At 64.7% G+C, this 20738-nt stretch carries 22 protein-coding genes and 1 pseudogene; 7 read left to right on the top strand and 16 right to left on the bottom strand.

Features of this window, described 5'->3' with window-relative positions; genetic code table 11:
- Positions 1-42: 42 nt before the first annotated feature.
- Complete coding sequence (locus tag CWS39_RS06255) at positions 43-780, bottom strand: SDR family NAD(P)-dependent oxidoreductase (protein WP_102142032.1); 738 nt, start codon at positions 778-780, stop codon at positions 43-45.
- A 126-nt stretch (positions 781-906) separates the two neighbouring features.
- Positions 907-1494 carry a TetR/AcrR family transcriptional regulator gene (locus CWS39_RS06250; protein WP_102142031.1) on the bottom strand — a complete coding sequence of 196 codons (588 nt, stop codon included), beginning with the start codon at positions 1492-1494 and terminating at the stop codon, positions 907-909.
- A gap of 111 nt (positions 1495-1605) precedes the next feature.
- On the opposite strand from CWS39_RS06250, the gene CWS39_RS06245 reads away from it, so the two are divergent.
- Positions 1606-2421: an oxidoreductase gene (locus CWS39_RS06245; RefSeq protein ID WP_102142030.1), complete on the top strand. Its 816-nt coding sequence runs from the start codon at positions 1606-1608 to the stop codon at positions 2419-2421.
- A 27-nt stretch (positions 2422-2448) separates the two neighbouring features.
- Here CWS39_RS06245 and CWS39_RS06240 read toward each other — a convergent pair whose 3' ends face one another.
- Genes CWS39_RS06240 through CWS39_RS06230 form a run of 3 tightly spaced genes read right to left on the bottom strand, consistent with a single transcriptional unit; the run spans position 2449 to position 4624 of the window.
- Positions 2449-3510, bottom strand: a complete 1062-nt coding sequence (locus tag CWS39_RS06240) for an LLM class flavin-dependent oxidoreductase (RefSeq protein WP_102142029.1) — start codon at positions 3508-3510, stop codon at positions 2449-2451.
- Positions 3510-4019: an SRPBCC family protein gene (locus tag CWS39_RS06235; protein WP_102142028.1), complete on the bottom strand. Its 510-nt coding sequence runs from the start codon at positions 4017-4019 to the stop codon at positions 3510-3512. The genes CWS39_RS06240 and CWS39_RS06235 overlap by 1 nt, the downstream gene beginning before the upstream one ends.
- A gap of 56 nt (positions 4020-4075) precedes the next feature.
- Positions 4076-4624: a winged helix-turn-helix transcriptional regulator gene (locus CWS39_RS06230; RefSeq protein WP_233213379.1), complete on the bottom strand. Its 549-nt coding sequence runs from the start codon at positions 4622-4624 to the stop codon at positions 4076-4078.
- A gap of 224 nt (positions 4625-4848) precedes the next feature.
- On the opposite strand from CWS39_RS06230, the gene CWS39_RS06225 reads away from it, so the two are divergent.
- Positions 4849-5007: a winged helix-turn-helix transcriptional regulator gene (locus CWS39_RS06225; RefSeq protein ID WP_102142026.1), complete on the top strand. Its 159-nt coding sequence runs from the start codon at positions 4849-4851 to the stop codon at positions 5005-5007.
- Between the two features lie 278 nt (positions 5008-5285).
- Here CWS39_RS06225 and CWS39_RS06220 read toward each other — a convergent pair whose 3' ends face one another.
- Entirely contained in the window at positions 5286-6443 is a 1158-nt protein-coding gene (locus CWS39_RS06220; RefSeq protein ID WP_102142025.1) for a lipocalin-like domain-containing protein, read from the bottom strand.
- 78 nt (positions 6444-6521) lie between these two features.
- Here CWS39_RS06220 and CWS39_RS06215 point away from each other — a divergent pair, with 78 nt between their 5' ends.
- Positions 6522-7979: an aldehyde dehydrogenase gene (locus CWS39_RS06215; RefSeq protein ID WP_102142153.1), complete on the top strand. Its 1458-nt coding sequence runs from the start codon at positions 6522-6524 to the stop codon at positions 7977-7979.
- Here the strand turns inward: CWS39_RS06215 and CWS39_RS06210 are convergent.
- Genes CWS39_RS06210 through CWS39_RS06190 form a run of 5 tightly spaced genes read right to left on the bottom strand, consistent with a single transcriptional unit; the run spans position 7971 to position 11986 of the window.
- Positions 7971-8381: a MaoC/PaaZ C-terminal domain-containing protein gene (locus CWS39_RS06210; protein WP_102142024.1), complete on the bottom strand. Its 411-nt coding sequence runs from the start codon at positions 8379-8381 to the stop codon at positions 7971-7973. The genes CWS39_RS06215 and CWS39_RS06210 overlap by 9 nt on opposite strands.
- Positions 8378-8920, bottom strand: coding sequence for a MaoC family dehydratase (locus tag CWS39_RS06205; protein ID WP_102142023.1), 543 nt, complete (start codon positions 8918-8920; stop codon positions 8378-8380). The genes CWS39_RS06210 and CWS39_RS06205 overlap by 4 nt, the downstream gene beginning before the upstream one ends.
- Complete coding sequence (locus tag CWS39_RS06200) at positions 8899-9294, bottom strand: nuclear transport factor 2 family protein (RefSeq protein ID WP_102142022.1); 396 nt, start codon at positions 9292-9294, stop codon at positions 8899-8901. Before CWS39_RS06200 ends, CWS39_RS06205 begins: the two co-directional genes overlap by 22 nt.
- Positions 9295-9305: 11 nt before the next feature.
- Positions 9306-10856 (bottom strand): AMP-binding protein, encoded by a 1551-nt coding sequence (locus CWS39_RS06195; protein ID WP_102142021.1) that lies wholly within the window; start codon positions 10854-10856, stop codon positions 9306-9308.
- On the bottom strand, positions 10853-11986 hold the full coding sequence (locus CWS39_RS06190) for an aromatic ring-hydroxylating oxygenase subunit alpha (RefSeq protein WP_102142020.1): 1134 nt from the start codon (positions 11984-11986) through the stop codon (positions 10853-10855). Before CWS39_RS06190 ends, CWS39_RS06195 begins: the two co-directional genes overlap by 4 nt.
- 58 nt (positions 11987-12044) lie before the next feature.
- Between CWS39_RS06190 and CWS39_RS06185 the strand changes: the two are divergent.
- Positions 12045-13282 (top strand): annotated as a pseudogene (locus tag CWS39_RS06185) (cytochrome P450).
- 4 nt (positions 13283-13286) lie between these two features.
- Here CWS39_RS06185 and CWS39_RS06180 read toward each other — a convergent pair.
- Positions 13287-15575: a CaiB/BaiF CoA transferase family protein gene (locus CWS39_RS06180; protein WP_102142019.1), complete on the bottom strand. Its 2289-nt coding sequence runs from the start codon at positions 15573-15575 to the stop codon at positions 13287-13289.
- Positions 15576-15647: 72 nt separating this feature from the next.
- Between CWS39_RS06180 and CWS39_RS06175 the strand changes: the two genes are divergently transcribed.
- The 3 genes from CWS39_RS06175 to CWS39_RS06165 all read left to right on the top strand — a co-directional run bounded on the left by CWS39_RS06175 (position 15648) and on the right by CWS39_RS06165 (position 17580).
- Entirely contained in the window at positions 15648-16457 is an 810-nt protein-coding gene (locus CWS39_RS06175; RefSeq protein ID WP_102142018.1) for a FadR/GntR family transcriptional regulator, read from the top strand.
- Positions 16458-16467: 10 nt separating this feature from the next.
- Positions 16468-17181 (top strand): SDR family oxidoreductase, encoded by a 714-nt coding sequence (locus CWS39_RS06170; RefSeq protein ID WP_102142017.1) that lies wholly within the window; start codon positions 16468-16470, stop codon positions 17179-17181.
- A 129-nt stretch (positions 17182-17310) separates the two neighbouring features.
- Complete coding sequence (locus CWS39_RS06165) at positions 17311-17580, top strand: VOC family protein (protein ID WP_142386809.1); 270 nt, start codon at positions 17311-17313, stop codon at positions 17578-17580.
- A 242-nt stretch (positions 17581-17822) separates the two neighbouring features.
- Here the strand turns inward: CWS39_RS06165 and CWS39_RS29475 are convergent, their stop codons facing one another.
- The 4 genes from CWS39_RS29475 to CWS39_RS06145 are packed head-to-tail and all read right to left on the bottom strand — an operon-like array spanning position 17823 to position 20623.
- Complete coding sequence (locus CWS39_RS29475) at positions 17823-18086, bottom strand: hypothetical protein (RefSeq protein WP_233213377.1); 264 nt, start codon at positions 18084-18086, stop codon at positions 17823-17825.
- Positions 18064-19218 carry an amidohydrolase family protein gene (locus CWS39_RS06155; protein ID WP_102142015.1) on the bottom strand — a complete coding sequence of 385 codons (1155 nt, stop codon included), beginning with the start codon at positions 19216-19218 and terminating at the stop codon, positions 18064-18066. Before CWS39_RS06155 ends, CWS39_RS29475 begins: the two co-directional genes overlap by 23 nt.
- A complete protein-coding gene (locus tag CWS39_RS06150; protein ID WP_102142014.1) occupies positions 19215-20270 on the bottom strand; it encodes an amidohydrolase family protein in 1056 nt (351 codons plus the stop codon). The genes CWS39_RS06155 and CWS39_RS06150 overlap by 4 nt, the downstream gene beginning before the upstream one ends.
- Positions 20267-20623: a Rieske (2Fe-2S) protein gene (locus CWS39_RS06145; protein ID WP_102142013.1), complete on the bottom strand. Its 357-nt coding sequence runs from the start codon at positions 20621-20623 to the stop codon at positions 20267-20269. Before CWS39_RS06145 ends, CWS39_RS06150 begins: the two co-directional genes overlap by 4 nt.
- Positions 20624-20738 lie beyond the last annotated feature (115 nt).

Raw genomic sequence — 20738 nt, 5'->3', positions numbered from 1 at the left:
AAGGCGAGTGCACCGCGCCATATCCGCAGAGTCAACGAGGCCTTAGGCGTGGCGGCTCGTCACTCCCCCGTCCACAACGAGATACGTCCCCGTGATGAACGAGGCCTTGGGCGACATCAGGAATGCCACCGCGTTGGCGACCTCGCCCGGAGTGCCGATCCGGCCGAGCGGCGCGGCGTGTTCGAAGCCAACCCGCACCTCGTCGACGTCCAGCGCCATCTGAAGCATCGGTGTGTGGATGAACCCGGGACACACGGCGTTGATGCGAATTCCCAACGGGCCGAGCTGTGCAGCCATCGACCGCGTCAAACCCAGTAATCCCGCCTTGGATGCGCAGTAGGCCGGGATGAACGGATTTGCAGCAAGCCCCTCGATGCTGGAGATTCCGACGATGGCCGGCGCTGCACCGGCGCCAGCGGCGCGTTCCAGATACGGCAACAGGATCTGCACCAACATCGCCTGCGCCCGTAAGTTGACGTCCAGCACCGCGTCCCACGAGTCCTGTGTGTAGGCGCCGACCGGCTCGGGAATGACGCGCCCGGCGGCGTGCACGAGTCCGTCGATGCCGTCCAAACTTTCGGCGGCGACATCAGCCGCGGCCGCCATGGCCTCGGTGTCGCAGACGTCCACCACGGCGCTGGGCATGCCAATGGCTGTGGCCACCTCGGTCACGTCGGGGGCAATGTCCCACAGCGCCACGCTGCGGCCGTCGGCCACAAGGGCTTCGGCGCTGGCTCGCCCGATACCCGACGCCGCGCCTGTCACTACCACGCCGCTCATGCCTTGTTGACCTTCCTGCGCCTCGGATTCGTCGTCCGCTCCGGAAGGTATCAGGCCGCAGCTGTGCTGCCCATTCAATGGCTAAGACTGCGTCCAGTGCGCGTCCGGCATCGGCGATGACGCCTATCAGCTGTGATGTGAAATGCCAAGCAAGGCAAGGGCGTTCTTGATGCCTTGCCCGAGTACCTCGTCTGCAAGCTGCCGGTCGGCCAGTGCCCGAGAAAGTTGCACCGTGCCTACCATCAGGGCGAAGACGGTTAGCACCTGAGCGCGTGCCGATTGGGGATCGTCCGGCGCAAGGCGAGCGGCGAGCTCGTCGGTGGACTCGAGCAATCCGTCGGTAAACGCCTCCTTGATTGCGGGCTGCGCCCGTCCGATCTCATCAAGCAGCGCCGCCGATGGGCAGCCGTCCTCGGGGGCGTCCCGGTGCTCGGCGGAAAGATACCAACGCACGAACTGCTCGAGGCCGGATTCGCCAGGCGGAAGCGCACGCAGACGGTCCGCCTGCGCGCGCAACTGATCGGCGACGGCGGTCGCGATGAGGTCGTTCTTGGAGGCGAAATGCGCGTAGAAGGCTCCGTTGGTCAAGCCTGCGTCGGCCATGAGCGTGGCGATGCCTGAGCCGTCTATGCCGTCGCGCTTGAACCGGCGGCCCGCCGACTCGAGGATCCGCCGTCGTGTCGCGTCCTTGTGCTCTTTGCCGTACCTGGCCACACGTTCCTCCGCTTGCCCCGACTGGTCGTTTGCCCTTCGCCAACGGATCCTATAACCTTACGGTCGTAATTCAATATTACGATTGTAATTCAATCTCCATTGGAGCACAGCATGTCAGCAACTCGGCCGGTCGCACTCGTCACGGGCGCGTATTCAGGTCTCGGCAAGTTCGCTGCCCACGCCCTGGTGAAAGCGGGTTTCGAGGTTGTCGGCACCAGTCGCAATACAGAGGGACTGATCCGCCGAGAGGGTGTGACATTCATCGATCTTGATGTCACCAGCGATGACTCGGTCGCACTTCTGGTCAAGCGGGTGCTCGGGCAGTTCGGGCGCATCGATGTCCTGATCAACAACGCTGGCATGGGTCTGTCGGGGGCCGCCGAGGAGAACTCGATCGCGCAGGCCCAGCGCCTGTTCGACATCAACGTGTTTGGCGTCATCCGGATGACCAACGCCGTACTGCCGCACATGCGCGCCCAAGGTAGTGGACGCATCGTCAACATCTCATCCGTATTCGGGTTCATGCCCGCGCCGTTCATGGCTGCCTATAGCGCAACCAAACACGCGGTCGAGGGCTACTCCGAATCCGTCGACCATGAAGTTCGCGAGTACGGCATCCGAGTACTTCTCGTCGAACCCGGTGGTACCAGAACCGGTTTCGACGACAACACCACGCCACCCGACAACCCGTTAGAGATCTACGCCCGGCAGCGAGATGCCACCAACCAGGTAGTGGCGGAGCAGGTAAACATGGGCGACGACCCCGCCACGGTCGCCAAAGCGATTGTGGCCGCGGCCACCGATACGAAGCCGCAGCTTCGCTACCCCGCGAGTCCGAGGGCACGTCGCCTCAGCACGATGCGCCGCCTCGTCCCGGCCCGGGCGTTCGACAAACAACTGCGCAAGACCTTCAAATTCGCAGTCTGAGACACTCGTCCGAGCGCCAGAGGACCTCTATTGGCCGTCGGCATCGATTCCGTGGGCGATCTCGATCGCCCTGGCCAGGGTGGACAACTTGGCATCGAGGGTCTCCCCCGCCGGATACATGCGGACCGTGTCGACACCGGCGTCGCGCCACACGCGCAACCGTTGGCGCACCATGGATTCCGTCCCGATCAAGGTGGTACCCAGCACCATCTCGTCGGTGACAAGGTCGGCCGCGGCGTCACGGTCGCCGGCCCGCCATCGCTCGCGCACCTCGGTCGCGACCTCACCCCAGCCCTGGCGGCTGTAGGCCTGGTTGTAGAAGTTTGTCGACGCCGATCCCATTCCACCGAGGCTGAACGCGAGTTCCTTCTTGCGTGCGCGGACCATACTGTGCAACGCGTCTTCATCGGCGGCGAAAGCGACCTCGGCGCCTTGGCACACATCGAGGTCGCTACGGCTGCGACCGGCTCGTCGCAATCCCTCGTCGAGGTGGGTGAAGTAGGCGTCCGCCGCGCCCTCAGGCACGAAGCTGGTGCCGAGCCAGCCATCGGCGATGTCACCCGTCAGGCGCAGCATCGCCGGCGACAGCGTGGCCAGGTAGATAGGGATCTCATGCTCGGCGCGCATGGAGAGCCGCATCGGCACCGCCTCGCTACCCCGCCGAGGAATCACGAATTCAGAACCGGCATAGGAGATTTTGCCGCCTTCGATAACGCGGCGCACGATCTCGACAGTTTCGCGCATACGAGTCAAGGGCCGTGCGAAGTCCACGCCGTGGAGCCCCTCGATCACCTGCGGACCCGACGCGCCGAGACCGAGTAAAAACCGGCCATCGGTCAGATTCGACAGCGTGATCGCAGCCTGCGCGATCGCAACCGGCGTGCGAGTACCCAACTGAATGATGCCGGAGCCCAACAGCATCCGGTCCGTGCAAGCCCCGTAGTAGCCGATCGCTGACGGTGCGTCCGACCCCCACGCTTCAGCGACCCAGCAGATATCGAGCCCGAGCTTCTCGGCTTCGACGACGAAGTCCCTTTGTTGCGACCAGTTTTCGAACCCGGACGCTTCGACCGTGGTGGCAGCGCGCATCAACTCTCCGCCAGTTTCTTGATGTGTTCAAGGGTGACGGTCATGTTGCGCTCGATCTCACGCATGCGCACGAAGACGATCTTCTGTTCTTTCTCCGGCATGCGGTCGATGGCAACCGACAAGCCGGAGCGGGCGGGCCCCATCTGCATCCACTGCGACAGCTCGGTCCCGCCATTGTCGGTCGGCATCAGCCGAAACCGCCAGATCGCGGTGGGGTTGTCGACGTCTTCGACGGCCCAGGCCAACACCTGCCCGGGTTCGCACTCGATCACCTGCGAAGTGGTGGCCCACTCCCCGAGGTCAGGGTGTTTACTGTGGCCGACGAACCTGGCGCCGACGGCGGGTTCGGTTGCGCCGTCGAGCCATTCGACCCGCTGCAGTTCGTCGCTCATGGTCGGCATCAGCTCAATGTCAGCGACGATCTCCCACACCCGCTCGGGCGGAGCCTCGATGAACGTGCTGACTTCCGCCGTCGGTTTATCCGCGTAGCGCGCACCAGTCCACTCCACAGCTCGCGAACCTCCTGGCCTCGATGGGTCTGACCTTTACAGTTGCTTATTGAGACCTACTCTGTCAAGCCAAACCGCTGTCGCACGTCCGGCCGCCGTTTGAGCTTGTCTGGGTAGCCCGGCCCGATCTTCATCGTGGTGTCCGCCGTCCGCAGCGGCTCTCCGCACTGCGTGCACACCACCGCAGCCTCGCTGTCGTGGCCACACAAGTCGTGATGCATCGTTACCGGCGGCCCCTGTCGCCCGGCGAGCCAACGGTCGCCCCACTGCGAGATCGCGGCGAGCACACCGAAGAAATCGGCGCCCTTATCGGTCAGCACATACTCATACCGGCGCGGCTCGGTTTGGTAGAGCTGCTTTTGCAGCAACCCTTCGTCGACGAGACGATGCAGTCGATCGGCCAGGGTATTGCGCGCGATCCCCAGCCCGGACTGGAACTCGTCGAATCGGCGAACACCGTAGAAGGCCTCACGCAGCACCAGCGGCGTCCACGCATCACCAAGAAGATCCATCGTCCGGGCGATCGAACACGGCCACCCCGCGAACGAACTCTTTTTCATATCCACCAGACTAGCTGGGTTTCTGAATAAGACTTGGCTGGTCACGGGCGGACCCCGAGCTGGAAGACATGCAATTCGCCGGAGCTATCACACGTCTGAGATCGAACCTTTTGAACGAATTGACTTCGATATCTGCACACCGACGGCGGCTCGTTACGCCGGCTGCGCGCCGCTGATCTGTTGCGTCAACTTGAGCAGTTCTTCGACGTGAGAGATTTCGGTGATCGTGCCGTCGACAACGCGCATGATAGCGATTCGTCGGCACTGGACTGGTTACCCACACCGCCTTCCCGGAGATCCCACCCCGCGTGGAGTACCAACTCACCCCCGCAGGCCAACGACTCGAAGTCGTGCTGGCCACCATGGCCGCCTGGGCCGAACAAGACCTCCCCCGCATCGGCTCAGCCCCACGTGATGTGTCCGCCTAGCTGGCACGCCGTTTCGCGGCGCAGAGAGGGCATGCGCGCAGATGACCCGGCAACGTCCTGATCGCCTTGCGATCGCGCCCCATCTATCATTATAAAAACAATAAAATGGTCCTTCAACGACCGGGGAATCAGGCATGGATCGCGACCAGCTCATCGACCTCACCCGCCAGCACCGCCACGAAACGTCGGCGGCAGCAATCGGTGGATGAAATTGCGCCGAATGCGCGGTTTCATACGCGACTCGCCGATGTGCGCGGATGAAACCGCACACTCGCGGGCTACGTGCGAGATAAAGCTTCGGCCAGTTCCCAGTCCCGGTACAGCGCCAGCGACCGCTCATAGAACCCGAAGCCGCTCACCGGATTTCCCCGCATCGTGCCGCGATAGCGGTACGGCCCCTCCATGTACTCGATCGGCAGCGCATGCGCAGGCGCGGCCACCAACGGCTCCCCCGTCAGGTCCAGGTCAAGCTCGCGTGACGTGAGACGATGCCGGTCCGGCATATACCGCGCGCTGGCGGGCGGCGGAACCAACGTCCGCACCGACTCGGGCCACTGCACGTAACTGAAGGTTTCGACCTCGATGTCATCGGCATATTGGGGCTCGCCCTCCGGCACGCTCGTCGTGGCACCCGAAAACGGCTGCAATGCATTGCCGTTCGCGCGGTCGAATTGTCGCCAGATGCTCAGGTCGACGCCGTTGTCGAGGTTGATGGTGCGCCATTCGTGGGATCTGGAACGCATATCGCCGTTCGGGCCTCCGCTGTTGGCGACAAGGGCAAACCATTGCCGGTCCACATGCCCCATGCTCCCGCTGACCTCCTCTTGCGCGGACCCCCACCGAAGCGTGCCCTTCATGGCCATCCGGGTCTGAAAGTACGAATAGGTGTCGGGCTGCCCGAAGCATTCGATCTTCCCGCTGTACACCGCGGCCCCCAACGGCACCGGTGGACGCGACGGTGTCACACGCAGGTCCAGGCCCATGGTCTGCCCCGCCTGGTCGGCGCCGACGAACTCGACGTCGTAGGTATACGGCATCAACTCGCCGCGCGCGTCGCGGCACGTCCGCCAGACTGCGGTGCCCGCACTGGCCTCGTAGGTCAAGTCGAGGTGGTCATTCGCAGCGGAAAGCTTTGGGCTCGCACTGGAATGCCGGTTGGCCGACGGCATGTCGTAATCGGTGTATGTCGCATACGTGCCGGCGTCGAGGTCGAACAGGGCGAAGGTGTAGAAGTCGGCGACGATCGACTGGCCGGGCCGGTTCTTGTTGATGATGCTCAGAAATGCGTATCGTCGACCACTGCCGCCGGCGAGTTCGCCGGCCAGAAACCAGGTGTCGGACTCGCAGTCAGGGTGGTTGGCTTCCGCGTCGGGGAAGCGGAGCTGCGCATCGCCGGGCACCAGTTCGAAGGGGTACCGACGCCAGTCTCCGCCCACAAGCCACTCCGTATGCCCAGGCCATCGCTTTTTTGCTATGTTAGCAGTAATAGCAATAATGGACGGGCGGTGTTGGCGTTGAGATCGCTTACCTACGACGACCTTTTCATCGGCGGGCGCTGGGAGAAACCCTCCACGGGGCAGCGGATCGCGGTCATTTCGCCGCACACCGAGGAACCGATCGGCGCGACGCCGGAGGCCGGGCCCGGGGATGTCGACCGGGCCGTCAGCGCCGCGCGGAGGGCATTCGACGACGGGCCGTGGCCGCGCCTGGCCGTGTCCGAGCGCATGGAGAAGATCGAAAAACTCGCTGCGCTCTACAGCGACGTCACCGACGCGATGGCCGATCTCATCACGGCCGAGATGGGCTCACCGCGCAGTTTCAGCAGAATGGGCCAGGCGACGGGGGCGCTCTCGCAGATGCACCTCACCCTTGCAGCCGCCAAAGAGTTCCCCTGGGTGGAGCGGCGACCGGGACTATTCGGAGAGGTCCATGTGCGCCGCGCGCCCGTCGGCGTCGTCGGCGCGATCGTGCCATGGAACGTCCCGCAGTTCGTGATCATGCCGAAGCTGATCCCGGCGCTGATCGCGGGCTGCACGGTCGTGGTGAAGCCGGCACCCGAAACCCCTTTGGACGCAATGTGGTTGGCTGAGATGCTGGAAGAAGTCGACCTGCCGGAAGGCGTGGTGTCGATTCTCCCAGGCGGCCGGGAGACCGGCGAAGCCCTGGTGCGTCACCCCGGCGTGGACAAGATCTCGTTCACCGGTTCGTCGGCGGCCGGACGGCGAATTGCCGCACTGTGCGGCGAGCAGCTCAAGCGCGTCAGCCTGGAATTGGGCGGCAAGTCCGCGGCGATCATCCTCGACGACGCCGACGTCGACCACACCGTCGAGAGCCTGAAAATGGCGAGCCTGATGAACAACGGGCAGGCCTGCGTCGCGCAGACCCGCATCCTGGTCAGCGAACGCCGCCACGACGAAGTCGTCGACGCGCTCGCGGAGATGATGTCCGGACTGCAGATCGGTGATCCCACCGACGAGGCCACCGACATCGGACCTCTTGTCGCGCAACGACAGCAGCAGCGCGTGCTGGGTTACATCCAGGCCGGCCTCGACGAGGGCGCGCGAATGGTGCTCGGCGGCACCGACAAACCGCGCGAACGCGGCTGGTACGTCCGCCCCACCCTGTTCACGGACGCGACCAACGACATGCGGATCGCCCGCGAGGAGATTTTCGGGCCGGTGCTGACCGTGCTCACATACCGCGACGAACGCGACGCCGTTCGCATCGCCAATGACAGCGATTACGGGCTGGCCGGTTCGGTGTGGACGGCGGATGTCGCCCACGGATTGGAGATCGCCGCCGAGATCCGCACCGGCACATACGGCATCAACATGTACACGCTCGACACGAGCGCTCCGTTCGGCGGGTTCAAGCAGTCGGGCATCGGTCGCGAGTTCGGGGCCGAGGGGTTGTCCGAATACGTTGAGCTGCAGTCGACGATCAGTGCCGGCACACTGCCGGAGCTAACCTGACAATTCGACCGTCACCTCGGCCGGACAGCACAGCTCGTCGCGCTGGTTGTACACGCCGATCTCGAGATCGACCAGCCGGGACTTTTCGCGCCGCTTGCCAACCACGCGGCCTCGTCCCACCATTGAGTCTCCCGCGTAGATCGACCCGAGCAGCGTGACCTTGCGCCGCACCACGCGGCTGTCCGGCCCTGCCCAACCGGTCGCCACCCGGTCGATGAAACCCGCGAGATGCATCGTATTGACGAAGATCGTTGGATGCCCGTGGTTTTGGGCATAGACGTGATCATAGTGCCACGGGATGTAGTCCCACGTCGTCCCAGCGTTCATGACGACCCGCTGATAGCTGATCTCGTCGACCACCTCGTCAAGATCGGTCGGCACCACGATCTCGTCCCAGATCATGAGCCGGTGGGGGTGAATCGGAACAACGAGTTACGGCAGCGGGCCACCACTTCGTCACCGCGGTAGTAGGTCTCGACGGTTTCGATGAAATGCCCGATGCCGAGCCGGGTTTCCTTCTCCGGGGACACCGACACCAGTTCCTCGACCACGCTCAACAGGTCGCCTTCCAGGATCGGCGCCAGGTATTCGGCGTCGTTGGATGCATTGATGATCGCGGTACCCGGAAGTGGAACCCGCACCGCGATCGACGCCATCGGCGGTTCACCGGTGGGCACCCAGGGCGGCGGCATCAGCAGACCCGTCAACAGCGCCGGCGGTGCCACCAGACCGCCCCAAACCCGCTGTGCGAACTCGGGATCCCAATACGACGGGTTGTCGTCGCGCACCATCGACGCGAAGTGCTGGATGCGTGCGCCGCTCACCGCGGTGCCGGCGTGCCTCGGTTCGGTGCGCGTGCCGACCATGCGCAGCGCATCCTCATAGGTGCCGAACGCGAATTCGTAGCTGATCTCGATCGTCACGGCGGCGGTACGTCCCATTCCAGTTCTCTGGAGGTGAAGTACCAGCCGCCCCGCTCGTAGATCAGCCGGTCGGTATAGAGTCCGGTGGCGCGGAGTTCGGCGCCGACGAACAGCAGTGCGACACAGCGCTGGGTGGCATCGACGCCGTCGACCGCGATCTCATGATCGACTGTGACGAGCCGTTTTCCGCCGCCGCCGTTGAATGCGGCGCGCAGGTCGGTGAGCGTTTCTCCGCCGCGGACGATCGTTGCTCCCGAGTGCCGGAAGCACGCGATCCACCCCTCGATGTCACCGCTCGAATACAGCCGGTTGTATCGCGCCGTCAAGTCGAGTATCGCGGCGCGGCCGGCCATTCCGTCCAACACGTACTGCTGCTGATAGGTCATCGTCATATGCGTTCTCCCTAGCGGCTCAGCACGTAGCCGTGCGCTTCGCGGTCCCAGGCGGCGGGGCCCAATCCCCTGCGGCGCAGCAGATCCTTGCGGACCCGCCCGATGACGTTCTTCGGGATCTCCTCCAGCACTTCGAGGTATCTCGGCACACAGAAATACGGCATGCGGGCCGCACAGAAATCGAGCAGCTCGGTGTAATCCAGCGTGGCGCCCGGCCGTAACGTCATAACGACCAGGATGTCGTCCTCCCCGAGTTCGCTCGGCACGCCGACGGCCGCGGCCTCAGCCACCGCGGGGTGGCGCGTCACCGTCGTCTCCACCTCGACCGAGGAGACGTTCTCCCCCCGACGGCGCAGCGAGTCCTTCACCCGATCCACGTACGTCAGGTTCTGATCCTCGTCGAGGACGCCGAGATCACCGGTGCGGAACCACTGCGGGTGTGGGTCGACGGGCAAACCTGGCCCGTCGGACGCGGACGACACATACCCCTCGCTCATCGCATGCGTTGTCCGCGCCCGGCAGGTGATTTCGCCGACCTCGCCGGTGGGCAGCGGCCGCCCACACCCGTCGACGATGCGCACCTCGAAGGCGGGGTTGACGCGGCCTGAGGTACCTGGCACGCCCTCGTCGGACACTGATTTGTAGGCGATCGGAAAGGCCTCGGTCAGGCCGTACATCGTCACCACGCGGCAGCCGTACCGTCGCTCGATGTCACGGTAGATGTCCGCGGAAATCGGTGCGGCCGAGAGGAACCGCAGCGGTAGCTCGGCGTCTCGCGGATCGGGCGGCAGGTTCCAGAGCATGGACACCATTGCGCCCGCGCCCGCGAAACCAGTAGCGCCGCAGGCGCGTATCTCATCCCACACGTGCGCTGGGTGGAATCCGTCGGCCAACACCGACGTCCCGCCGACCAGCATCGGCGCGAGAACCGTTGGTGCCGCGCTGAGATGGAACAGCGGCATCGCGGTCCACAGCACGTCGTCCGAAGAGAACTCCCATGCCGCCGCCACGGTGGCCGCCGCGCGGAACAGGTAGCCCCACGTCGTCGCGACGGCTTTCGACGGCCCGGTGGTGCCCGAGGTAAAGAACAGCGCCCCGACCTCATGTTCGCCCACCGGCGCCGTCGACGGTGCTTCCATCGCTGTGAGTGACATTTCTTGTGCGAGGACTGATCTCACATCGCATGCCTCGGCCAGCCGGGGCTGCCGGTCGGCATCGGTGATGACAAGGCTTGCCCGCGACAGCCGCAGGGCGTGTGCGAGGAAGTCGCCCTTGCTGGCCGCGTTCACGGCGGCGGTCACCGCGCCGATGCGTGCCGCACCAAGCCAGAAGTACACCCACTCGGGGCACGTCCCGGTGAACAGGGCGACGGTCTCGCCCCGCGTGATACCGAGGTCGGCGAGCGCGCTGGCTGCGGCACAGGACCGATCACGCATCTGAGCGAACGTCACGTCGGTGCCGGCGATCGTCATCATCACCCGGTCGCCGAACTGTTCGGCCCGCCTGTCGAGCACCGCCGGAATGGTGAATTGGTCGACGCCGAACGCGGACGGATCGGTCACCGCGTCGCGGCCGCCGGGTCGGGAGCGCCGTCGGCGGTGTAGCCGAAATCGTCTGGCGACGGCTCGGTTCCGGGATAGAAGCGGTGCGCCCAACGACGCAGCGCCGCATAGTCCCGCGCTTCTTCGGGCGCCAGGTTCGGCTTCTCGAGGTACTTCATGTTCTCCCAGGTGAAGAAGTCCTGTTTGATGACTTCCTGTTGCAGTGCAACGAACTTCGCGGCCCGGCCGGTCGGCCGCTCGCCGGTGTCACCTGGTTCGCGGACAGAAGCCTGGGTGTAGAAATAGTCGGTGTAATCCTCGTCGACCGGCGTTTGACCGGTGACCTGAATGGTCGCGACGAGCTCGGACGGGAAACGCACGACACCCAACCCCAGCGAGTAGTTGTCGTAGATGATCTTTGCGTCGACGGGCCCGTTCGGCGTCAACCAGGTCTTCGCCCGCCCCCCACCGAAATTCGCGTTCACCGTGGTGTGTAGGTGATAGCCGCTGACTTCGAACGACGCGGTGTTCGCGGGATTGGCCGCCTTGTGCACATATTGCACGTGGTACGGGTCGGCGGCGTTCTCGATGATCATCTGGGCGTGCACCTTGACGCGGTTGACCATCCTGCTGTGCGGATGCAGCGGGTAGTACTCGCCGGTCTCGAGCTCGGGCAGTACGGGCGGCTGCCAGTACGGTGCCCGGCCGTGGCGTTCGTGCCATACGAGGATGAAGCCGTACCACTCGGTGACCGGATAGGTGCGGATGCGGACGTTCTGCTTGCAGCCGATCTTGCTGTACGGGATCAGGGCGTTGGTGCCGTCACCGTTCCAGTGCCAGCCGTGCCAGGGACAGACGATGTGTTCGCCCTCGACGGTCCCGCCCACGCCCATGTTCGCGCCGAGGTGCTGGCAGTACGCGTCGAGCACGTGGATCTGTCCAGATTCCGTGCGGAAGATGACCAGCTCTTCGCCGAAGTAATGGGCGCGTTTGACCTGGCCGGCGGCTAGCTCGGAGGCGAACCCGACGATGAACCACCCGGTCGGGAAGCGGTAGGTGGACAGGCTGATGCCGCTGGGTCCGAACTCGCGCTCCGACGGATCCAGAGTCGAGTCAGAAACCACGCGAGTCACTCCGTTTCCGCCGTCCATTGCCTATTTTTACTATTTTAGGCATTCTAGGTCAAGAACGCCGAAGCGAGGTTGCTGCATGCCCACGATTGTTCCGGTCGACTTGTCAGATCCTGCGTTGTGGCAGAAGGGTTTTCCTGACGACCTGTTCGTGCAGTTACGCCGTGAGCAGCCCATTTTCCACCACGAGCGCACCGACGGCGTCGCGCAACAGTCAAACGGGACTTCTGGATTACGACCAAGCACCGCCATGCGCAACGCATTCATCGCGACACCGATTCGTTCACCGCTGTCGACGGCCCGCTGATCCAGCCCATCGACGTGATGGCGGATGCGCCGACCATCATCCACATGGATCCGCCGACGCTGACCAAGCGGCGCAGGGTGATGTCACATGCCTTCACCCCGAAGGCGATCGCCAAACTCGAAGAGGGCATTCGGACTCGTGCGGCGTCGTTGATCGACCGACTGCTCGACTCGGGTGGTGGCGACTGGATCTCCGACGTCGCCGATGTGCTGCCCATGTCGGTGATCGGTGACATCATCGGCATCCCCGACGTGGACCGGCCAGAGATCTTCGAGACGCTCGACCGGATCCTCAAAGCCAATGCGCCAGAGACGAAATTGACCGAACAGGAGCAGCTCGAACTGTTCGGCAAGATCTTCACCTACGCGTCTGAGCTCACCGCCGAGAAGAAGCGCCACCCGGTCGACGACATATGGAGCACCCTGGCGTCCGCGATCATCACCGACGAGAACGGCGAGGAACTGTCCATCCCCACGAACGAACTCGAGATCTTCTTCTACGTCCTGACCTTCGCGGGCAGCGACACCACGAAGAACGCGCTGGCCTCTGGGCTGCAGGCGTTCGTCGCCAATCCCGACGAGATCGAGCGGTACCGCGCGGACGCGGCGATCCGGCCCTCAGCGGTCGAGGAAGTCCTGCGCTGGTCGACGCCGGTCGCATTCTGGACCCGCAGCACGAAGGTCGACGTCGAGATGGACGGCGTCACGATCCCGAAGGGCGAGCGCGTGGTGTCGATGCTGCGCTCAGCCAACCGCGACGAAGAGATCTTCGGTGAGCCGTTCACGTTCGACATCGGCCGACGCGACAATCCGCATGTCACCTTCGGCGGCGGCGGCCCCCACCACTGCCTGGGCGCGATGCTGGCGCGCGCCGAGATCTGCGCTGTCCTCGATGAATTGCTCTGCCGTGCGGATGACATCACGCTCGGCCCGCCGAAGGTCACCTATCCGAACCTGACGAACAACATGTCGATCTTCGACGAGATGGCGATCTCGCTCACGCCCCGTTGAGCCGTCACAGCCCCTTCGGGCGCGAGCCGATGACTCCTTGCTCGGTCAACCTGCGCAGGTCGGCCTCGCTGAGCCCGCACAACTGCGTCAGCACCTCGGTGTTGTGCTGGCCCAACGTCGGCGGCGGCCGCGTCAGCCATCGCTCGGCGCCGTCGAGCCGGGCGAACGGCGGGCACGGGTACAGACCCTCCCCGGTGCGTGGATGCTCGAGACGTTCGAAGTAGCCGCGATGGCGTAACTGCGGGTTCTCCGTGACCAGCGACGGCGATACCACCTCTGCCGCTGGGATTCCCGCGTCGGTGAGCCGGTCGACGACGGTGGCGGGCTGTTGCTTCGCAAACCAATCCTCAAGCGCCGCACCGGCCGTCAGCTCCGCCAAGGCGTCACGCTCGTCATCGCTGCGCACGGTCAACGCGACCCAGGTGTCATCACCGGCGCAGCGGTAGAGGTCCTGCAGCGCTGAGGTGTGGCCCCGGTTGCCCCGTCGCTCCATCAGCACACCGAGCACCTCGAATTCGATTGTCTGCGATGCGGTCACGTTCAGCACGGTCTCGATCATCGGCACCTCGACGAGCTGGCCGTGGCCCGTGCGGTCCGCGAATTCCAGCGCGGCGAGTAAGGCGAACGCGGCGTGCGCGCCGGCCAGCGGATCGCATGCGCCACGCGGCGCGATCGGCGGCCCGTCGGGCAGACCGGTGACCCACGCCAGCCCCGCGATCTGTTCCATCGTGGGCGCGAAGCCGACGCGGTCGCGCCACGGACCCATCAGCCCGAACGCCGGCATCCGCACCACCACGAGCGACGGGTTCAGATCGAGCAGCGCATCCGCGCCGAGCCCGAACTGGTCGAGCACCCGCGGGGAGAAGTTCTCGATGACTGCGTCTGCCTGGCGCACCAAGTGCTCGAACAGTCCCCGGCCGTCGTCGGAATCGAGATCCAGTGTCACAGAGCGCTTGTTGGTGTTCATCGCGTGGAAAACCCAGCCGTACTCCCACCAGTCGTCGACGTCGGTGCGCATGCCGCCCGAATAGCGGATTCCGTCGGGCCGCTGGATCGACTCGATCTTGATGACGTCCGCGCCGAAGGCGGCCAGGGCGTGCGTCGCCGACGGCCCGGCCCAGAAGGCCGTCAGGTCGACGATGCGTACCCCCTTGAGTGGCAGTTCGCATGACGGGGCAGTGGCGACGGATTCGCGCGTGTCCCAAAGGAACTCGCTCTCACCTATCCTCGGGGCACGTCGCAGCGGCGCAGGCGACGCGATCGACATCAGCCACGGTGGTCGCGGCTGGCGGAAACCCGCGGGATTGTCGACGTAGACGCCACGTTCCCGCAGGTGATCCATATGCGGAATGGTCGCGCCGTTGCCCAGCGGGGCGATCGGCAACCGGAACAGCTGGCCGAGTTCGACGATCTCGTTCACCGTCCGCTCGCGCAGCCACGGCCCGATCCGTTCGCGTATCCAGTCGCGATACGCCCACCGCCCCAGCTGAAATCGCAGTTCGGGAATCTCGGTGAGTTCGGGACACTCCACCATCGCGGCGAAGTCCAGCCACTGCTGCCCGGTCACCATGCTGATGCCGACGTAGCCGTCCTTGGCGGGTTCGATCGATGGCACTTCGACCGAGCGCGTGATCGGAGGGACTTGTAACAGCTGAGAGTGCAGCCACTCGCTGCTCTGCATCAACGTCATCGCTTCGAGCATCGACATGTCGAGATGCCCGCCGGGTCCACCGCGGCGAACCCGACGGAGCAACGCCAGCGCGCCGTACGCCGCGACCGCGCCGCCCATGTACTCCCCCAGGTCCCCGCCGATCGAGATCGGCGGACCCGCCGGATCGCCGCGGAAGCCGGTGCAGCCCGACCACGCCTGCAGGGTGAATTCCGTCGCCGGGCGCTCGGCCCACGGGCCGGTCCAGCCGAAGTCGGAGATCGTGACGACGACGCACCGCGGTGCAGCCGCGAGCAGCCGCTGCGGGTCGATGCCCAGCTCAGCAGCCGCAGACCGGCTCGCGGTGAGGATCACGATGTCGGCGCGCGTCAAGAGTTCCTCGGAAGCCGTTGTCACACTGCGCTTCCCGGCGGCCAGGTAGTTGAACAGCGGCGAATCGACCCCGTCGGGCAGGGCGGCGCCCGTCGCGGTGAGGCGTCGCACGGGGTCGCCGGTGCCGGGTTCCACCTTCACGACGTCGGCACCCGCGTCGACCAGAAGCTTGCCGCAGTACCCGCCGGCGATCCGGTCGCTGATCTCGACAACGCGCACGTCATTCAACGGGGTCGGCGCCATTTTCGCCATCTTAGTTACTTTTGACAGATAGCGGACGTAGACCACGGGCGAGGCATCTTTCACTGTTAAGATTGCTAAGACATGACAACACTGGGAATTGGCCCCGAGGCCCGACGCCGGTTGTCGGCGCGCAGGACCGCCGAGATCGTTGCCGACGAGCTTCGCAGGCAGATCATCGACGGTGAGCTCGCCGACGGCGACCTGCTGCCGCGCCAGGAGGTGCTCGTCGAGCAGTTCAACGTCAGCCTGGTGTCGTTGCGGGAAGCGTTGCGAATCCTCGAGACCGAGGGCCTGCTGTCGGTGCGGCGCGGCAATCGCGGTGGCGCTGTCGTGCACGCACCCGCGAAGGCGAGCGCCGCATACATGTTGGGGCTGCTGTTGCAGAGCGACTATGTGCCGCTGGCCGATCTCGGCACCGCGCTCGAGGAACTCGATCCGATGTGTGCCGCGCTCGCGGCGCGGCGCCCGGACCGCGCCGAAACGTTGATCCCGAAGCTGCGTGAACTCAATGATGCGATGGCTGAACACATCGAGGACGGTGCGCGCTTCACGGAGATCGGCGGCCAGTTCCACGACGAGATCGTGCGTGGCTGCGGCAATCACACGATGGTCGCGGTGGTCGGCAGCCTGGAGACGCTGTGGACGAGCCACCTGCAGTGGTGGGCCGACGAGACGACGGCGCGCGGCGAGTATCCGTCGCTGAGCAAGCGCCGTATCGCGTTGAACGTGCACAACAAGATCACCGACGCGATCGAGGCCGGTGACGCGGAACGGGCGCGCAAGCTGGCCGCGCGGCACGTCTCCGACACCCGCACCTATCTGTTGGCGGGCGATCCCGAACAGCGGATCGTGGCGCTTTCACCGCAGGCGTTGGCGCGCCGCCAGCGCTGAAAGGTGCGGCGTGCGAACGGCCTTGATCACCGGTGGCAGCGGCGGTATCGGAAAGGCCTGCGGCCGCAAGCTCGTCGAACTCGGCTACGACGTCGTACTCACCGCACGGCGGGAGGAGCCGTTGCGTGCCGCCGCGCAGGAGATGGGTGCGCGATATGTTGTCGCCGACGCAGCCGATCCCGACGGGTTCGCACCGGCGGTGCAGGCGGTGGATCGGATCGACCTGCTGGTGCACGCGGCGGGGATATTGGGCGGAACCTACGCGCGCAAACAGACTTTCGCGCAATGGCGGGCAACGATCTCGGCGAATCTGGACTCGTGTTTCGTCGTCACGTCGGCAGTGTTGCCGAAGATGACGGCGGGTTCGCGGATCGTATTCATCTCATCCTCGGCCGCGCATGAGCCGATGCGGGCACGGACGGCCTACTCGGCGTCGAAGGCCGGGATGAACGCGTTCGCGCGGGCCCTGGCGTTTGAGGTCGACCGCGATGGGATCAACGTGCACATCGTCACGCCCGGGCCGGTCGAGACCGACATGCTGGCCGACGTGCCGTTCGAGATGTATGCGATACGCGCTGCGGACGTCGCCGAGGCCGTCGCGTGGTTGGACACCGTCGACCCGTCGGTGGACCTGCCGGAGATTCGATTGAACGCGATCACACGTGGACCCGCCGCGCGTCCGCCGGTGGTGCCTCTCGAGGTTGAGCGGCGCGCCGGCAAGTGAAAATGAAGGCAGGCATTTTCGACCAAGCCTTGATGGCCGCAACGATCTTGCGGGTACGCGATGTCGCTGCCTCTATAGAGTGGTATCGCGGATCATCCATTCGCGGTCTACGCCATTGCAGGTTCGCAGGTGACGTTGTGGCAGCTTCCAACGGGTCGTGTGCGTTCTCGTGCGGAAAACGACCGCAATAGTTACGTCGTCGTAGTAATGAACGGTGACCTCGAACGCTTGCGGCAGGCGCTGGTCGACGGAGGCGTCGAAGTCAGCGAACTCGCTCAGAGCGTCAACAACGAGTTCGTCTGGTTCTACGATCCCGATGACAATCGGTTTGAAACTCAGCCGACCGCGCACCGACCATACCGGCGGCACAGTTCGCGAAATCGCGTCAGCACATGCTGACGCGGAAAAATAGGGTGGTCCCTTGGTGGCGGACGATTAGTCGTCGTGTGTTATGGCGCGAGATCGACGTTAGTGCAGTGCACTCGAACTTCTTCGCGCCAGTGTCGATTTCGAGGAACACTAGTCAGCCAGGTAGACCTGCGATTCCATGTGATGGAAGATCCGATACCGATCGCCACGGCGAATCAGTAGCCAGGTGATCCAGCTGGCGCCGGTGTGCTCGAAGTCTGACTCGCGGGACGTCAGCCGCTACCGGCTGAGCAGCACCACGCGCACGACGGCGTCGCCGACACTGATGCCGCCTTGATCCTGCCGGCAATCCGCTCCCAGTGCCGGTCAAGCTCGTCATTGCCGATCAGCGGCGCCGCGTACTCTTCGCCCATGTAGACCGGCTGCGGACCATCCCGCTCCCACAGATCCGCCAGCCCATCGAAATCCAGTCTGGTCCAACGCTCGTCGTAGTCGCGGACAAGATCCGCCACATCAGACGGCGGCGAGCCGCTCACCCGGAAGCGCCTTGACCGTAGCCGGCAGCCCATACAGCGCGGTGGCGTTCCCACGCACGATGCGCTCGCGCTGCGCCGCGGGGAACCGCTTGATCGCCCAGGCCGGCGAGTCGTAGCTCCAATGCGGATAGTCCGTCGAAAACATCAAGATGTCACCGAGATCCATCATCTCCAGGTACTCGCGGTAAACGCCGGCGTTGACATCCTCGAGCGGTTGCGTGGTGAACCGCACATGCTCACGGACATACTCCGATGGCCTACGGCGCACATGCGGCAGATCGCTCTTGCGCTGCTCCCAGATTCGGTCCATGCGCCACATCACCGGCATCGCCCAGGTGAAACCGCCTTCCACGAACACGATCCGCAGATCGGGATGCCGGTCGAAGGCGCCGTCGAACACCAGGCTCATCAGATGCGACACGTACAGCAGCGGCCAGGACGCGAAGAAGTCATGCCAGTGTGCGGGATTGCCCACCGGATACAGCGGTATCAGTTCGAACGGCGTCTGCCCCATCAGATGGGTCGCCACCGGAAGGCCATGGCGCGCGGCGGCTTTGTACAGCGGATCGAAATGCGGGCTACCAAACGGAATGCCCCGCGTCTGGGGTGTGATGAGCACCTCGGCCATATACGGATGCCCGGCCCACCGCTCGATCTCACGCGCAGCCAGCTCAGGATCCTGTGCGGTGACGCTGATCGCGCCGCGCCAACGGCCGTGCCAGTTGTTCTCGCCCAGCCAAATATCAGCCAGCCAGTCGTTGTAGGTGGCCTTCAGCACGTGTTCGGCCTGGGGCAGTTGCGCGTCGCACATCGGCTCGAGGATCGCGATGCTCACACCGGCATCGAGCAGCAATTGCTTTGCGGCGAAGTCGGGATCACTGCCCGCCACCCCACCGCTGGGCGGCGTCGCGTCGACGCGCATCGACATCGTCTTGTACGAATCCGGCGTGTCGTAGAAGTGCGAAGTCGGCGTCACCGCGTGGCCCGTCGGCCACAGTGTGTCCCTCCACTCCGCGGGGGCATACGATTTCAGCACCTCGGCCGACACCGGCAGCGGATGCACATCGGTGTCGACGATGGTGACCTCGATGTCGCGCAGCGCCGTATCTTTGGATGCTTCCACTGTTGTCATGGCAGACTTCCTTCGACTTCGGCCGCGACGCCGTACAGGTCACTTGCGTTGCGCCACAGCACCTTCTCGCGCTGTTCGTCGCTGAGTCCCGCGGCCACGACGCCCGGCGTCGAGAAAGACCAGTGCGGATAGCTCGAGCCGTACATCACCAGGTCCGACTTATCGGTCAAATCCATCCACCGCTCGGCCTGGCCGGCGTCGGTCGGCCCGTCGAACGCCGACGAACAAAACCGCACATGGTCGGCCAGGTACTCGCTGGGAAACCGGTCCACCCAAGGGGTTTGGTCGCGCATCGACATCCAGAACGTGTCGAGCCGCCACATCAGCGGGGTGAGGACGTCGTACCCACCGTCGGCGAACACGAACCGCAGATCCGGATGGCGCCCGAACATTCCTTCAATGATCAGCGTTGCCAGGTGCACGAATCCGTTCAACGGCATGAACGCCGCGTAGCCCGGATACGTGAACGCGTGGCCCGCGAACGTCGGCGGGTAATCAACACCGTTGCCGCCGTTGATGTGCACGGCCACCGGCAGGCCATGTGCCGCAGCGGCTTCCCAGATCGGCTCGAACATCGGCTTGCCGTACGGCTCCCGCGATTGCAGCGGCACGCCCACCTGAATCATCTTCGGATGGCCGGCCAGACGCTCGATCTCGGCGACGGCACCCTTCGGGTCCTCGGGGTTGACGCGGATGGTGCCGAGGAATCGTCCGGTAGCGTCGGGTTCGAGCCACCGGTCGAGTAGCCAATCGTTGACCGCCGCGCAGATTCGGCTGTTGAGCAGATAATCGGCGATGTTGCCACGTGTCAACGGATTGAGGATCGCGCAATCGACACCGCCGTCGTCAAACAGATGCCGGGCGACGGTGTCGGGGTCGGAGCCCGGGTAATGGTCACCGTAGAGATCCTGGCGGTAGTCCCCGCCGGGCGCCTGATACCACTGCTGCTCGACGTCGGGGATCGCGCGCAGCTTGTGCGCGGCCGGCAGGTACCGCCGGATCTCCGCGTTGTAGCGGAAATGCGGCTGGACGTTCGCGTCGATAATCCTCATGCCGTGAGGTACACCTGCCCGTCGGTGACGTCGACCTCATAGGTGCGAACGCGCTTGCTCGGCTTGGCGACCGCCTCCCCCGTCGTGATGTCGAACTCCCAGTTGTGCCAAGGGCATCGCACGATGCGGCCTTCACGCACGTGCCGCAGCTTGTCCGGTTCGTCGGGTGCGTATTCCGTGGTGCCACTGACGTATCCGGCACACAGCGGTGCGCCCTCGTGTGCGCAATAGTTCGCGATCGCATACAGCGAGCCGTCGATGTTGTACACGCCCACGCCGAACTTGCCGGCCTCCACCAACTTCATCGTCCCAGGAGGCAGGTCCTCGATGGCGCACACCGGTCGACGCTGCATCTCGTCCCCTTACGAGTCCTTGACCTAGATTACCTAAAATAGTAAAGATAGGAAGACAGAGTCGCGAGGCTCGGCCGGGAGGCATCGGTGACCATCAGCACGGACAATGAGCCGG

The sequence above is a fragment of the Mycobacterium hubeiense genome (genome assembly GCF_002838065.1).
GTDB classification, from domain to species: domain Bacteria; phylum Actinomycetota; class Actinomycetes; order Mycobacteriales; family Mycobacteriaceae; genus Mycobacterium; species Mycobacterium hubeiense.
The sequence above is the reverse complement of the archived record's forward strand: the minus strand, read 5'-3'. Positions and strand labels throughout refer to the sequence as shown.

Excerpts from the sequence above, each read along its gene's own strand:
- CWS39_RS06255 (WP_102142032.1), bottom strand. The coding sequence starts at position 780 with ATGAGCGGCGTGGTAGTGACAGGCGCGGCGTCGGGTATCGGGCGAGCC.
- CWS39_RS06245 (WP_102142030.1), top strand. The coding sequence starts at position 1,606 with ATGTCAGCAACTCGGCCGGTCGCACTCGTCACGGGCGCGTATTCAGGT.
- CWS39_RS06240 (WP_102142029.1), bottom strand. The coding sequence starts at position 3,510 with ATGCGCGCTGCCACCACGGTCGAAGCGTCCGGGTTCGAAAACTGGTCG.
- CWS39_RS06210 (WP_102142024.1), bottom strand. The coding sequence starts at position 8,381 with ATGATCTGGGACGAGATCGTGGTGCCGACCGATCTTGACGAGGTGGTC.
- CWS39_RS06205 (WP_102142023.1), bottom strand. The coding sequence starts at position 8,920 with ATGGGACGTACCGCCGCCGTGACGATCGAGATCAGCTACGAATTCGCG.
- CWS39_RS06200 (WP_102142022.1), bottom strand. The coding sequence starts at position 9,294 with ATGACGATGACCTATCAGCAGCAGTACGTGTTGGACGGAATGGCCGGC.
- CWS39_RS06190 (WP_102142020.1), bottom strand. The coding sequence starts at position 11,986 with ATGGACGGCGGAAACGGAGTGACTCGCGTGGTTTCTGACTCGACTCTG.
- CWS39_RS06180 (WP_102142019.1), bottom strand. The coding sequence starts at position 15,575 with ATGGCGAAAATGGCGCCGACCCCGTTGAATGACGTGCGCGTTGTCGAG.
- CWS39_RS06175 (WP_102142018.1), top strand. The coding sequence starts at position 15,648 with ATGACAACACTGGGAATTGGCCCCGAGGCCCGACGCCGGTTGTCGGCG.
- CWS39_RS06155 (WP_102142015.1), bottom strand. The coding sequence starts at position 19,218 with ATGACAACAGTGGAAGCATCCAAAGATACGGCGCTGCGCGACATCGAG.
- CWS39_RS06150 (WP_102142014.1), bottom strand. The coding sequence starts at position 20,270 with ATGAGGATTATCGACGCGAACGTCCAGCCGCATTTCCGCTACAACGCG.
- CWS39_RS06145 (WP_102142013.1), bottom strand. The coding sequence starts at position 20,623 with ATGCAGCGTCGACCGGTGTGCGCCATCGAGGACCTGCCTCCTGGGACG.